11 protein-coding genes are annotated in these 14094 nt (G+C 71.8%); 6 read left to right on the forward strand and 5 right to left on the reverse strand.

From position 1 onward, the window contains the following. Positions 1–11 precede the first annotated feature (11 nt). Positions 12–422, forward strand: a complete 411-nt coding sequence (locus IPL89_14035) for a DUF937 domain-containing protein (GenBank protein MBK9064293.1) — start codon at positions 12–14, stop codon at positions 420–422. On the opposite strand, the gene IPL89_14040 is transcribed toward IPL89_14035, so the two are convergent. After that, positions 419–1015: an SH3 domain-containing protein gene (locus tag IPL89_14040; protein MBK9064294.1), complete on the reverse strand. Its 597-nt coding sequence runs from the start codon at positions 1013–1015 to the stop codon at positions 419–421. The genes IPL89_14035 and IPL89_14040 overlap by 4 nt on opposite strands. Positions 1016–1060: 45 nt before the next feature. On the opposite strand from IPL89_14040, the gene IPL89_14045 reads away from it, so the two are divergent. From IPL89_14045 to thrC, 3 genes are read left to right on the forward strand one after another with little or no spacing between them, the layout of a single operon-like run. Next, positions 1061–2437, forward strand: coding sequence for an aspartate kinase (locus IPL89_14045; GenBank protein MBK9064295.1), 1377 nt, complete (start codon positions 1061–1063; stop codon positions 2435–2437). Beyond that, the gene (locus tag IPL89_14050; GenBank protein MBK9064296.1) at positions 2434–3432 is read left to right on the forward strand and encodes a homoserine kinase; all 999 of its coding nucleotides are present in this window, start codon (positions 2434–2436) and stop codon (positions 3430–3432) included. Before IPL89_14045 ends, IPL89_14050 begins: the two co-directional genes overlap by 4 nt. A 7-nt stretch (positions 3433–3439) precedes the next feature. Continuing rightward, the gene (gene thrC, locus IPL89_14055; GenBank protein MBK9064297.1) at positions 3440–4744 is read left to right on the forward strand and encodes a threonine synthase; all 1305 of its coding nucleotides are present in this window, start codon (positions 3440–3442) and stop codon (positions 4742–4744) included. Between the two features lie 9 nt (positions 4745–4753). Here thrC and IPL89_14060 read toward each other — a convergent pair whose 3' ends face one another. Together IPL89_14060 and IPL89_14065 are read right to left on the reverse strand one after the other, a co-directional pair. Next, complete coding sequence (locus IPL89_14060; protein MBK9064298.1) at positions 4754–5473, reverse strand: zinc-ribbon domain-containing protein; 720 nt, start codon at positions 5471–5473, stop codon at positions 4754–4756. 37 nt (positions 5474–5510) lie between these two features. Next, complete coding sequence (locus IPL89_14065) at positions 5511–6692, reverse strand: cysteine desulfurase (protein MBK9064299.1); 1182 nt, start codon at positions 6690–6692, stop codon at positions 5511–5513. Positions 6693–6827: 135 nt separating this feature from the next. On the opposite strand from IPL89_14065, the gene IPL89_14070 reads away from it, so the two are divergent. Continuing rightward, complete coding sequence (locus IPL89_14070; GenBank protein ID MBK9064300.1) at positions 6828–9905, forward strand: VWA domain-containing protein; 3078 nt, start codon at positions 6828–6830, stop codon at positions 9903–9905. Here IPL89_14070 and IPL89_14075 read toward each other — a convergent pair whose 3' ends face one another. After that, on the reverse strand, positions 9906–13037 hold the full coding sequence (locus IPL89_14075) for an EAL domain-containing protein (GenBank protein MBK9064301.1): 3132 nt from the start codon (positions 13035–13037) through the stop codon (positions 9906–9908). A 55-nt stretch (positions 13038–13092) separates the two neighbouring features. On the opposite strand from IPL89_14075, the gene maf reads away from it, so the two are divergent. Continuing rightward, complete coding sequence (maf, locus tag IPL89_14080) at positions 13093–13668, forward strand: septum formation protein Maf (GenBank protein MBK9064302.1); 576 nt, start codon at positions 13093–13095, stop codon at positions 13666–13668. Here the strand turns inward: maf and IPL89_14085 are convergent. After that, positions 13658–14035 (reverse strand): diguanylate cyclase, encoded by a 378-nt coding sequence (locus tag IPL89_14085; GenBank protein ID MBK9064303.1) that lies wholly within the window; start codon positions 14033–14035, stop codon positions 13658–13660. The genes maf and IPL89_14085 overlap by 11 nt on opposite strands. Between the last annotated feature and the right edge of the window lie 59 nt (positions 14036–14094).

A 14094-nucleotide genomic window follows, 5' to 3' on the forward strand; every position in this document is an offset into this window, starting at 1 on the left:
GGGAGGGCGGCATGAGCCTTCTCGACGACGTTCTGCGGGAAGTGAGCGGCGCCGCCGGCGGCGCCGTGGACGCGTCGCAGCACAGCCTCGCGACCGACCTCATGGGGATGCTCTCGGGCGGCGGGATGTCGAGGGGCCTCGGCGGCCTCGTCGACATGTTCAACCAGAAGGGCCTCGGGGACATCGTGACCTCGTGGGTGTCGACGGGGAAGAACCTCCCGATCTCGCCGGAGCAGATCCAGGCCGTGCTCGGAAGCGCTCAGGTCCAGGCACTGGCTGCGAAGGCGGGCATCAATCCCCAGATGGCGAGTGCGGCGATCGCGCAGATCCTCCCGCAGCTCGTCGACAAGGCGACGCCGAACGGCCAGCTGCCGGCCGGCGGCATCCTCGACGCGATCTCGGGGTTCTTCCGAAAGGACTAGAACGTCCGCGAGTAGACGTACGTGAAGCCGGTCACCTTGCACCGGCGGACGGGCGGCTGGAACTTCACGGTCCTGACCTCGGCCTTCACGGACTCGGCGCGATCGGGAGAGCCCGTCTCGTTCGTGATCACGCGGACCGCCTTCACCGAGCCCGTCTCGTCGATGTCGGCCTCGACGACGACCTTGCCCTTCGCGCCGGGCGTGTCGCTGACGCGGAGCATGGGCGGCTCGATCAGGACTTCCTTGCGGTCCGGGAGGCAGCCGTCGTCGCGCTTGAGGAGGTCCTTCTTCACCCAGCCGATCCTCGTGTCGGGAAGCTTCACGCGAACCCAGCCGTCCTTTTCTTCGAACGAGGTCAGACGGACGCCTTTCGAGGCCTTGGCGACCGTCGCCGCCTTCGTGGAGGGAGCCTCCCGCACGTTCACGGTCTTCGGCACGATCCAGGAGAACTCGGCGGCCTGCGGCGCGGGCGCGGGTTCGGGCGCGGGAGCCGGCTCGGGAGCGGGCGGAGGCGGCGGCGGGGCCGAGGCGCAGCCCCAGAGGCCAACGGCGAGGGCGGCGACAAGGCCGAGACGTGAAGCGTTGAGACGCATCCGCGAATCCTACCGCGGCAGGCCGGGCGGTACGATGGGCGCCCCATGAGCAAGAAGGTCTCCATCCACAAGTTCGGCGGCACCTCGCTCGGGGACGCCGACCGCATCCGCAACGCCGCCCGGCTCCTTTCCGCCGCGCGCCGCAAGGGCCGGGTCGTGGCCGTCGCCTCCGCGATGGGGGGCGTCACGGACGTCCTCCTCGGAGCCGCCCGCGAGGCCGAGCGCGGCCGCATCGGGCCCGCCCGCGCCGCCGTCGAGGCCCTGCGCGAGCGCCACGAGGCCGCCGCGCGGGCGCTCGGCGTGCGCTTCGACGCGGCCCCTCTCCGCGAGCTTTCCGCCGCCCTCGAGGGCGTCGCGCTCCTGCGCGAGCGGACGGCGCGCGTCACGGACCTCGTGTCCTCCTTCGGCGAGCGCCTCTCGGCGCCGCTCCTCGCCGCGACGCTCGTGAAGGCGGGAGTCCCGGCGCGCTCCGTGGACGCGCGCGAGATGCTCGTCACGGACGACCGGCACGGCGCCGCGACGTGCGACCGCAAGAAGAGCGACCCGCGCGTCAGGCGGCGGCTGAGGCCGCTTCTTGCGAGCGGCGTCCTCCCCGTCGTGACGGGCTTCATCGCGAAGAACGCGGGGGGCGAGACGACGACGCTCGGCCGCTCGGGCTCCGACACGACGGCCGCGCTCCTCGGCGCCGCCCTCGCCGCGAGGGAGGTCGTGATCTGGACGGACGTGGACGGCGTGCTTTCGGCCGACCCGCGCCTCGTGCGCGGCGCGCGCCTCCTCCGGCGCCTCTCCTACCGCGAGGCGGCGGAGATGACGTACTTCGGCGCGAAGGTGCTCCACTTCCCGGCCGTCCTTCCGGCGATCGCCGAGGAGATTCCGCTCGTCATCCGCAACTCGTTCCACCCGGAGCGCCCGGGAACGACGATCGCCGTCAAGGGAGACGGCGCCCGCGGCGTGCGCGCCGTCACGGCGATCTCCGGGCTGTGCCTCCTCTCGCTCGACGGCAAGGGCATGACGGGCATCCCCGGGATCGCGGCGCGCGTCTTCGGCGCCACGGCGCGTCTCGGCGTTTCGGTCGTCATGTTCTCGCAGGCGTCCTCCGAGCAGAACATCGCGCTCGTGATCCCCGAAGGGGACCGCGCGCGCACGGTCGCGGCGCTCGACCAGGAGTTCCGCTTCGAGCGCCTCACGGGCTCGATCGACGGCGTCACGGCGCGCACGCCGATCGCGGTCGTCGCGGCCGTGGGCGACGGGATGAGGGGGACGCCCGGGATCGCGGCGAAGGTGTTCGCAGCCGCTGCAAAGGCCGGCGTCAATGTGGAAGCAATCGCGCAGGGAAGCTCCGAGTGCAACATCAGTTTCGCGGTGGCGGGAGAAGATCGCGAAAGGGCCGTCAGGGCGCTACATCGAGTCGTGACGACATGATCAGGGAGAGGCAGTCCGGCGCGGAGCCTCCCAAACCTTCTAAGAAAATCTTCTCTTCGATTTCTGTATTTGCGCCCGCTTCCGTCGCGAACTTCGGCGTCGGGTTCGACGTCCTCGGCGCCGCCCTCGAGGGGCCGGGCGACGTGGTCCGCGCGCGCCTCACGGACAAGCCGGGCGTCCGCCTCGCCGGAATCTCGGGAGACGGCGGAAGGCTGCCGCTCTCGGCGCGCCGCAACACGGCCGCCGTCGCCGCCGCCGCCGTTCTCGAAGCGGCGGGGGAGCGAAGGCGCGGGATCGAGCTGACGCTCGAGAAGGGCCTCCCGCTCTCGAGCGGGATGGGCTCGTCGGCGGCCTCGGCCGCTGCGGGTGCGCTCGCGGCCGGGCTTCTCGTCGGCATGACGGACCGCGTCGCGCTCCTTCGCCCCGCGCTCTTCGGCGAGCACGTCGCGGACGGCTCCTGGCACGGCGACAACGTCTTCGCGTCGCTCCTCGGCGGACTCGTGCTCGTCCCGTCGTCCGACCCCGACGGGCCGCTCGAGCCGGTGCGCCTGAAGGCGCCCGCGCGCCTGCGCCTCGTCCTCGTCCACCCCGCGCTCGAGCTCGAGACGCGCCGCGCCCGCGGCGTCGTCCCTCGGAAGGTTCCGATGGCCGTCCACACGGCGCACGCGGCGTCGCTGGCCGGCTTCATCCTCGCCCTCGGGGACGGCGACCTCGCGCGCGCGGGACGCGCCCTGCTCGAGGACCGGCTCGTCGATCCCGCGCGGCTGCCGCTCATCCCGGGCGGGCGCGCCGTCCTCGACGCGATGCTCGCCGCCGGCGCGCACGGCGCCTGCCTTGCCGGCGCCGGTCCCTCGCTCCTCGGGCTCACGGAAGACGGGCCCATGGCCGCCCGGATCGCGCGTGCCGCGGAGGCCGCGTGGCGGCGGGCAGGAGTCGCCGCCCATGCCTCCGTCCACCGCCTCGACGCAAAGGGCGCGCGGCGCGTCCGCTCATAATCGGCCGATGCCCGCGCCCTCCGTCGCCGCCCGCTTCCGCTGCGTCGCCTGCGCCGCGGAGTACCCGCTCGCCGAGGCGCGCACGGCCTGTGCCGCGTGCGGCGAGCTCCTCGACGTCGTGCCGGACCTCGCCTCGTTCGGGTATTCGGGCGCCGGATGGCGCGACCTCTTCGACCGCCGCCGCGCCGCGCCCGGCTCGCCCGAGACGCGCGCGTTCGAGCGCAGCGGCGTCTGGCGCTACCGCGAGCATGTCCTGCCCGGCCTCGACACGGAATATCTCGTGAGCAAGCCCGAGGGCTTAACGCGCCTCTATGCGGGCGGGGCGCTCGGCGAGGAGCTGGGGCTGACACGCCTCTTCGTCAAGCACGAGGGCGAGAACCCGACGCTCTCCTTCAAGGACCGCGGGATGGCCGCGGGGGTCACGTGGGCGAAGGCCTGCGGTTTCCCGCTCGTGGGCTGCGCGTCCACCGGCGACACCTCGGCGGCGCTCGCGGCCTATGCGGCCGAGGCGCCCGGGATGCGCGCCGTGGTTCTCCTTCCGCACGCGAAGATCACGGACGAGCAGCTCTCTCAGGCGCTCGCGTACGGGGCGACCACGCTCGGCCTCGACACGGACTTCGACGGCTGCATGAAGATCGTCGCCGCCCTTGCGGACGAGGGGCGCGTGTATCTCCTGAACAGCAAGAACGCCGTCCGCCTCGAGGGGCAGAAGACGATCGGCTTCGAGGCGATCCACGACCTCGGATGGTCGGTCCCGGACTGGTTCGTGGTGCCCGTGGGCAACGCGGGAAACGTCTCGGCGATCGGCAAGGGCCTGCGCGAGTGGCTCTCGCTCGGCATCCTCGACAAGAAGCCGCGGATCGCGGGCATCCAGGCCGACGCGGCGGACCCGTTCTACCTCTCGTACAGGGCCGGGTTCAAAGAGCGCGTCACGCGCGTGGCGGGCGACACGGCGGCCTCGGCAATCCGCATCGGCGCGCCCGTCTCGCACCCGAAGGCGCAGCGGGAGATCGGCTTCTTCGACGGAGTCGTGGAACGCGTGACCGAGGCCGAGCTCCTCGACGCCTTCGCGCTCGCGAACCGCCACGGCCTCGCGATCTGCCCAAATTCCGCCGTGGCGCTCGCGGGCGCGGCGAAGCTGCGGAGAGAGGGCGTCATCAAGAAGAGCGATCTCGTCGTCGTCGTCGCGACGGCGCACGCGCTGAAGTTTTCGGGGACGATGGCGGCGTATCACCGTGGAACGGGCCGCCTCGCGAACCCTCCGCGCCGCATTCCGGCGACGCTCGACGCCGTCCGCGCCGCGCTCGGCTAGAGGCGCCGCTCAGCTGCCCGGGGGCTGGTTCTCGTGCGGGCCGCCGCTCCGGATGAGCATGAGCGTCGTCGTCCCGATCTCGAACTCGGTGCGGCTCTCGAGCTCCGTGCGGCCGATCCGCTGGTCGAAGACGTATGTCCCGTTCGTCGAGCCGAGGTCCACGAGGAACACGTGCTCGTCCATGACCTCGATGGCGGCGTGCTGGCGCGAACACTGGATGTCGGACACGACGATGTCGGCGTTCGCGCGGCCGATCACGACGCGCGGCTTGTCGATCTCGAAGATGCGGCCCGAGTCCGGGCCCGAGATGCAGGCGAGTGACAGGCGGACGCCGTCGGGCAGCCGGAGCGGGCGCGCCATGCCCCGCGCGGCCGCGGGGATCGGGACCTTGTCCGTCGGGGGCCGCCCCGGGTCGGCCTGCGGCGGCGGGGACGTCTCCGCGGGCGGCGCGGTCGCCAGAATGGCCGCGCGGGCGGGCCCGCCCGGCATCGCGCCCGCCTGGCGGCGCTTGCCCGCCTCGGTCATGGCGGTCTCGTCGAGAGAGAACTCGTCGGGTCCGATCGAGTGAGGCCGGGCCAGCCCCGCCGAGACGGAGCCCGCGAGGCCCGGGTTCCGGATCTCAAAGACGCTGGCGCACTTCGTACACTTGATGCGCTTGAGGGGCGCGCCGGCGAAGCGCGACTCGTCGTAGTGGTAGCGCGCCTGGCACGAAGTGCACTGGATGATCACGACTGAATACGGCCTTCGCCCGTATTTTAGCCGGTTATCAGGTCCGCGTCGCGCCCCGCGCCCGCGCGACGATGCGCGGAACGGCCTCGAGCAGGCGCTCGACGTCGCGTTCCGTGGTCGTGCGCCCGAAAGAGACCCGGAGCGTCGCCTTCGCGTCGGCCGGCGTGAGGCCGAGGGCGATGAGGACGCGGCTCGGGGCCGTCGTCCCCGCGTGGCAGGCGGATCCGGCGGAAACGGCGATCCCCTCGAGGTCGAGTGCCGCGACGAGCGTCTCGGCCTCGGAGCCCGGAAACACGACGGACGTCGCCGTCGGAAGGCGGGAGCCGCCGGCCGCGTTGACCCGGGCCCCGGGGACGGCCGCCAGAAGGCCCGCCTCGAGCCTGTCGCGGAGCGCCGCGAGCCGGGCGCCCTCGCCCGTGAGGCGCTCGCGGGCGAGGCGGGACGCCTCGCCGAGACCGACGAGTGCGGCGACGTTCTCCGTGCCGCCACGCCGGCCCCGCTCCTGCCCGCCGCCCGCCGCGAGCGCGAAGACGCGCACGCCGGGCCGGACCCAGAGGGCGCCGGCCCCCTTCGGCCCGCCGAACTTGTGGGCGGCGATCGCGAGGAAGTCGACGCCGAGCGCCTGGACGTCCACGGGGATCTTCCCCGCGGCCTGAACGGCGTCGGCGTGGACGAGGGCGCCCGCCTTCCGGGCCGCCGCCGCGAAGGACGGCAGTTCGTCGAAGACCGCGCCCGTCTCGTTGTTCGCGAGGATCGCCGCGACGAGGGCGGTTCCTTCGCCCGCCGGGGAGGGATCGCGGGGGACGCCGCGCGCGTCCACCGCCAGCTCGCGGACCTCGAAGCCCTCCGGCGCGAGGGCGAGCGCGGCTTCGCGTACGGCCGCGTGCTCGGCCGCGGTGAAGAGCACGCCGCGCCGCGCGGCATCGGCCTCCCGGGCGGCGCGGGCGCCCCCGCGGACGGCCAGGTTGTCGGCCTCGGTCCCGCCGGACGTGAAGACGACGCCGCCCGGCTCGGCGTTGAGGAGCCTTGCGACCTCGTCCCGGGCCCGCTCGACGGCCGCGCGGGCGGCGCGCCCGGGCCCGTGGACGGACGACGGATTGGCCGCGAGCCCGGCGAGCCAGGGGCGCATCGCCTCGAAGACGTCCGGATCCAGCGGCGTCGTCGCGTGGTGATCCGCATAGAGGACGGACGGTGTGCTCAGAAGTGACCCCGGTCGCATTCTAAGGAGGAATCGCAACCTCCGGCCCCGGGTTCTGCGTACAGATGAGATGACGTGTCAGGGTGGAACCCGTCTTGCTGCGCTTCCGGAGTGGAAGGGGTGCGTGCGCGGATGGAAAGCTGGAGAATGGCCTGCATGAAGGCGGCGGCGTTCCTCTGCGCGGGCCTCGCGGCGGCCGGCGCGGCCGCCGGCCAGGCTCCGCCCGCTCCGCAGGCGCTGCCGACGCCGCCCCCGCTCGTCTCGGTCGGGCCGCCCGTTCCGGAGGCCCAGATGGCCCGGTCTCCGGAGGCCCTGAAGCTCTTCGGCCGGCTGGACGACGACCGGGCCGTCGTCTTCATCGCCTCCGGGCCGGCGGACGCCCGCGTCACCGTGCGCTGCCCGAACCTGTTCCGGGCGGTCGAGATCTGGACGTACCTCGAGCATCCGACGCTCGGGAGGAACGCGCGCATCCTCTTCTACCCGGAGACGCCGACCGGGTCGTACCGGTACTGGACGGTCCTCGAAGGCGAGGCCGCGCTCTTCCCGCCGTCCGACAGGGCGCCGTCGCTCGCGGACGTCGAGAAGAACCCGGGCTCCTGCGCGGACGCCCTGATGCTCGTTTCGGCCGCGAGGGACGTCGCGCGCCGGCAGGGCGACAACAACGGCGGGCTCGCCGAGCGCGGCGCGCTCGCGGTGCCGCACTTCGTCCCGCCGCCCGGCGCGAAGGTCGAGGCGCCCGCGCCGCTCCTCGTCTCCAACAGGCCGCTGACCACGAAGGAGCGCAAGAAGCTCACCGCGGAGGCGCCCGAAAGGACCCGCCGCTTTCTCGACGACGTCGAACCGATCATCACGGACGTCGAGCGCGACACGCTCCTAAAGCTGACCGAGGACTACCAGCGCGACCGATTCGTGGACGAGTTCTGGAAGCGGCGTTCGACGTCCCCGGACGGGATGCGGACGCCGTTTCAGGACATCTACGAGATGCGCCTCGCCGAGGCCAAGCGTCTCTTCGGAAACATCCGAACGGACATGGGCCGGATCTTCCTGCTGCACGGCGCGCCGAACGGCATCCGCAAGATCGACTGCCAGGACATCTACTGGCCGCTCCAGATCTGGTACTACGAGCGGATCGAGGAGCTCCGGTTGTCCAAGGTGCTCCTCCTCTTCTACCAGCAGCTCGGGGTCGGCGACTACCGCCTCTGGACTCCGCTGGACGGGCAGGGCGCGCTGATCGTCGGAAACATCGCGGGCGCTCTGAGCTCGGGCGGAGGGGCGCGGCGCGTCGACGTGACGCGCTGCAGCGAGTACCGCGACGTCATCGCCGCCGTGAACACCGTCGCGGCGAACTTCGGAACGATCGGCGGCATGAAGATGGCCGACGACCTCAGGACGGCCGCCAAGCCCGACGTCGAGGGCGCCGACCGGATCCTCCAGCTGACGACGGACATCCCGGCCGGCGCCGCGGTGCTCCCCATCCAGCGCGTCTTCCGCTTTCCCGAGCTCGTCGGGAGCCGGATGCGGATGGAGCTCGCCGTCCTCCTCGAGCGCGAGTCGCTCACGAAGAAGCAGATCGGCGAGGAGAGCTTCTACGACATCGACCTCGTCGGCGAGGTCGTCCGGGACGGGCGGCTCGTCGACAACTTCCGCTACCGCTTCGACTTTCCGGTCTCGAGCGTGAGCGGGCCGTTCGTGCCGCTCACGATCGAGCGCGAGCTCTACCCCGGCGAGTACCAGCTCCGCGTGAAGGTCCAGGACGCGAACCGAAACGCGGCCGCGCTGATCAAGGAGAGGCTGAAGGTCCCGGACACGCCGGAGGCCGCGATGACGGCGGAGGAAAAAGCGGCGCGCGAGGCCGCGAAGAGAGCCGTCACGGAGCTCGTCGAGAACGCCGGCGCCCCCCGGGGCAGTCTCTCGTTCCTCCCCATCGCGCGCGAGATCGCGACGGGGCTCATCCGTTTCGAGGCGCGGTCGAGCTCCGCCGACGTCTCGTTCGCCGAGTTCTTCCTGAACAACACGCGTGTGGTCACGAAGCGCCGCCCGCCCTTCGCCGCGGACCTCGACCTCGGGGAGCTGCCGCGCAAGCACGTGGTCAAGGTGATCGGCTACTCGAAGGACGGGCAGGCGATCGCGCAGGACGAGATGATCCTGAACGAGGGGCGCGAGGCGTTCCGCATCCGGATCACGAGCCCGGCCAAGGGCGCGGCCCTCGTGGGCGCCGTGCGCGTCGTCGCGGATCTCGCGGTGCCCGAAACCAAGCGCCTCGAAAAGGTCGAGTTCTACGTGAACGATCACCGCGCCGCGACGCTGTTCCAGGAGCCGTTCCAGCAGGTCGTCGACGTCCCGAAGAGCGCGGACCTCGGTTTCCTGCGCGTCGTCGCGACCCTCGAGGACGGCCAGTCCACCGAGGACCTCCGGTACTACAACGCGCCGAAGTACCTCTCCGAGGAGAACGTCAAGGCCGTCGAGCTCTACACGTCGGTCCTCGCGAAGGGCAGGCCCGTGACGGGCCTCAAGAAGGAGTCCTTCCAGATCCTCGAGGACGGCGTCCTGCAGGATCTGGACGGATTCGAGATCGTGACGAACCTCCCGCTCTCGCTCGGGATCGCCGTCGACACGTCGGGGTCGATGGAAGAGTCGATCGTCGAGGCGCAGAAGGCGGCGGTGGAGTTCCTCAAGAGCGTCATGACGAAGAAGGACCGCTCGTTCCTCGTCACGTTCGACAACGAGCCGCAGCTCGTCTCGCGCTTCACGACCGACCGCGACAAGCTCGCCCAGGCGCTCGCGGGTCTCCGGGCGCAGGGGTCGACGGCGCTGTGGGACGCGCTCGTGTACGGCCTCTACCAGTATCAGGGGACGAAGGGGAGGAAGGCGTACGTGATCCTGACGGACGGCGAGGATCGCAGCTCGCACTTCACCTTCGACGCCGCGCTCGACTACGCGAAGAAGACGGGCGTGGCGGTTTACTTCATCGGCCTGAAGATCGGCTCGACGCAGATCGACGTGCGCCACAAGCTCGGCAAGATCGCGCGCGAGACGGGCGGCACGGTCTTCTACGTCGACAATGCGAAGGGGCTCGCGCGGATCTACGCCGAGATCAACGAGGAGCTCCGGAGCCAGTACCTGCTCTCGTACGTCCCGCAGAACAAGTCGCTGACGACCCAGTGGCGAAGGGTCGACGTCAAGATGACGCCCTCGAGCCTGACGGCGCGGACCATCTCGGGGTATTACCCTTAGTCAAAGGCCGAAACGCGCGACGGGCACGGGCGCGCCGAAGAGGAAGCCCTGCGCCTGCATGCATCCGTGCGCCATCAGGAACGCGAGCTGCTCCTCGGTCTCGACGCCCTCGGCGATGACGCGCAGGCCGAGGCCCCGCGCCATCTCGAGAATCGCCCTCACGAGCGAAGCGTCCGCGCCCGTCCCGGGCACCGCGGCCACGAAGGTCCGGTCGATCTTGATCGCGTCGAGGGGAAGGCTCTTGAGGTAGGCGAGCGAGGAGTGGCCCGTGCCGAAGTCGTCGAGGACGACGCGGACGCCCATCTCGCGCAGCCGGTTCAGCGTCGAGATCGCCTCCTGGATGTCGCCCATTGCGACGCTTTCGGTGATCTCGAGCTCGAGCCGGTCCGGCGGGAGGCCCGAGGCCCGGAGCGCGTCCTCGACGGTCTTCACGAGGCCGCCGCGGTGGAACTGCCGCGCCGAGAGGTTGACCGCCACGAACCACGAGCTTCCGGATCTGGACGGGAACTTCACCGCCTGCGCGCAGGCCTCGTGCAGGATCCACTCGCCCATCGGGACGATCAGGCGCGTGTCCTCCGCGAGCGGGATGAAGGAGTCGGGCGCGAGAAGGCCGCGCTGCGGGTGCTGCCAGCGCACGAGCGCCTCCGCGCCGACGATCGCGCGCGACGGGAGCAGGACCTCGGGCTGGAAGTAGAGGACGAACTCCCGGTTGTCGACGGCGCGCCTGAGGCCGGACTCGAGGGCGAGCCGCTCGCGGATGGCCGCGTTGAGGGCCGGCGTGCAGAGCTGGAAGTTGTTCCGGCCGCGCTCCTTGGCGCGGTAGAGCGCGATGTCCGCGTTGCGCAGGAGCGCGTCCGTGTCCGTGCCGTCGTCGGGGTAGAGGCTGATCCCGACGCTCGTCGTCATCGAGATGCGCTGCGCCTCCACGAAGAGGGGCGCGGCGACGGCGTCGAGGATCTTGCGGGCGAGGGGCGCGACGTTCTCCTTCTCGACGGTCGCGAGCAGGAGCACGAACTCGTCGCCTCCGACGCGCGCGACCGTGTCGCCGGCGCGCACGCAGCCGCGCAGGCGCGCGCCGACCTGGCGGAGGACCTCGTCGCCGACGCCGTGGCCCATCGTGTCGTTCACGAGCTTGAAGCGGTCGAGGTCGAGGAACAGGACCGCGAGCTTCGAGCCGGAGCGCTGCGCCTGTGCGAGCGCGAGCTCGATGTGGTCCTGGAGGCACTTGCGGTTCGGCAATCCCGTGAGTGCGTCGTGGTACGCGAGGTGCTCGATCTCCTCCTCGGCCCGCTTGCGGTCCGTGATGTCGACGCACGTGCCCTCGATCACGGGCTCGCGGCCGGGCTCCTCGACGATCGCGCAGCTTTCGAGGGTCCACATCGGTTCGCCGCCGCGGCGCCGGGCGAGGCGCTCGCGGTTCAAGAACACCCGCTCCTCGAGGAGCCGGCGGATCCACAGCTCACGGTCCTTGTCTTCCGGGTGGAACTCCTGGGCCGGCGTGTCGAGGACGTCCGCGGTCGACGCGTACCCGAACATGCGCGCGAAGCTCTCGTTGCACTCGAGCATCCGCCCGTCGAACGTGGACCGGAAGAACCCGGCCGGGTTGCGCTCGTAGAGGCTCCGGAATCGCCGCTCGGAGGCCCGGAGCCCCTCCTCGGCGCGGACGCGGGCCGTCGCGTCGCGGAAGCTCCAGACGCGTCCGACGGGCTGGCCGTCGAGGCGCTGCGGGAGCGAGTACCGCTCGACGATTCTCCCGTCCCGGAAGCGCAGGATGTCGAAGCTCTCCGCGTCCGGGTGCTCGTACAGCTCCCGCACCTTCGCGAGAAACTCCTGCGGTTTGGCGAGCTGGCCGAGGACGTGCGAGAGGACGCGCTGGTCGTCCCGCGACGCGAGGATGTCCTCCGGGATCGCCCACAGCTCGGCGAAGCGGCGGTTGTACGAGACGATCCGGCTCTTGAGGTCGACGACGAGGATGCCGTCCGCGGTGGACTCGAGCGTGGACTCGAGGAGGGACAGCGAACGCCGGAGCGAGGCGTCCGCGTGCTTGCGCGCGAGCGCGGCGGCGATGTGCTGCGAGGCGTCCGTGAGGAGGCTCGTCTCGCGCTCGCCGAACCGCGTCGCGCGGCTGTAGCTCTGGACGACGAGCGCGCCGAAGATCCGTCCGCCCGATTTCAGCGGCACGCCGATCCAGTCGAGCGAGGGCGCGCCGATCTCCTCCACCTCGCCCCGGTTGACGAGCTCGGAGAAGAGCTCCGGGGAGGCGAGAAGCGGCCGTCCGGTGCGGATCACGTACTCCGTGAGGCCGCGGCCGAGCGGCTTGGCGGCCGGAGCCGGGTCGAACTCGTCGACGAAGTACGGGAAGCGCAGGAGCCGCTCGTCGGCGTCCCAGAGCGCGATGTAGAAGTTGCGGGCGTCGATGAGGTTCCCGATGAGGCGGTGGACGGCGGCGTAGAACTCTCCGAGGTCGCGGGCTTCGTCCGCGGCCTCCGCCACGCGCGCCCGGGTCTCCTGCAGGGCGGCCGCGCGCTTGCGCTCGAGGGCGCTCGCGAGAACCTGGGCGAAGAGGGGAAGGGGCCGCACGGTCTCCTCGCTCCAGCCGGCCTCCCTGCGGATCGTCACGAAGGTCACGACGCCGAGGAGGTGCTGCGAGGCCCGCACCGGCACGAAGACGAAGGACTGGACGCCGAGCGCCTCGGCGAACGCGCGCTCGGCGGCCGCTTCGGGCGGAAGCTCCGCGACCCGCGGCACGTCGACGATCTCGTGTCTCCTCATCCGGCCGACGGACCACGGAAGGTCGGCGACCCGCGGGGCGTCGGGCGGAGGGCCCTTCGCTCCGGTGGTGCGCCACTGCGAAGCCGGGGCGAATCGCTCGCCGTCCTCGCTCAGGAGCCAGAGCGTGACCGCGTCCGCCCCGAGGAACTGCCCGAAGGACTCGAGCGCGCGCTGGATCTGGGCGTCGATCTCGTTCGCGGTCGCGCGGACGAACGCGTTCGAGGTCTCGAGGACGAGGTCCGCGAGGGCCGTGCCCCTCTCGAGGGCGGCCTCGGCGGCCGCGAGGCGGGCGGCGGGGGCGAGGGAGGGGGACGATCCGCTCCGCCCGCGACGCGAGCCCGCATCACCCTTGTGCGCCATCCGCGGATTATGGGCCACTCGGGCGCGCCGGAGCTCCTCGGCTAAGCTCGCAACCGTGGCGCCGCGCATCGTCCTCGCGTCCTCCTCGCCCCGGCGGCGGGAGATCCTCTCCGCCCTCGGCCTGACGTTCGAAACCCGGCCGGCCGACGTCGACGAGTCTCTCCGGGACGGCGAGCCCGCCTTCGAGGCGGCCGAGCGGCTCGCGAGGGAGAAGGCGTCCGCCGTCGCGGGCGGGGCTCCCGGCGCGCTCATCGTTGCGGCGGACACGCTCGTCGTCCTCGACGGCGAGGCGCTCGGCAAGCCGAAGGACCGTGCCGACGCGCGGCGCACGCTCTCGCGGCTCGCGGGCCGCGCCCACGAGGTCGTCACCGGCGTCGCTCTCGCCCGGGACGGCCGGCTCGTCTCGGGCCGGGACGTCACGCGCGTTCACTTCGCCCCGATGACGCCGGGCGAGGTGGACGCCTACGTGGCCAGCGGCGAGCCGGATGATCGCGCCGGTTCGTACGCGATCCAGGGGATCGGCGGCCTCTTCGTCGCGCGCGTCGAGGGCAGCCCCTCCAACGTCGTGGGCCTCCCGGTGCGCCTGCTCTACACGCTCGCGGCGGAGCTCGGGGTGGACCTCAAACCCTGAGGACGGGCATCTCGCCGGAGGTGTCCCGCGCCGCCTGCCGCGACATGTGGAGGACGGCCGGGAATGCGAGCCCGGGACCCAGCACGCCGGCGCCGACGCGCACCTTGACCCTCTGGGGGAGCGGTCCCTTTCCCTCGCGCCACGGGCGGAACGTCTCGGCGAGGCGCGCGACCTTCAGCTTGCAGCCGTCGAGGTTCGCCTCGACGAGGAGCGCGAGAAACTCGTCCTCTTCCCAGCGGAAGAGGTAGTCCGTCATCCGGAGGTTCGCGAAAAGCGTGCTCGCGACCGTCCGGACGGCGTCGTCCACGACCGGGACGGGCGCCGCGCACGTGACGTCGCTCCAGTTCGCGAGGACGATCGACAGCACGGAGAGGACCGAGCCGTGCCGTCGCGAGCGCTCGACCTCCCGGTCGACGATCTCGTCGA

The sequence above is a fragment of the Acidobacteriota bacterium genome (assembly GCA_016716715.1).
In the GTDB taxonomy this organism is placed as follows: Bacteria; Acidobacteriota; Thermoanaerobaculia; order UBA5066; family UBA5066; genus Fen-183.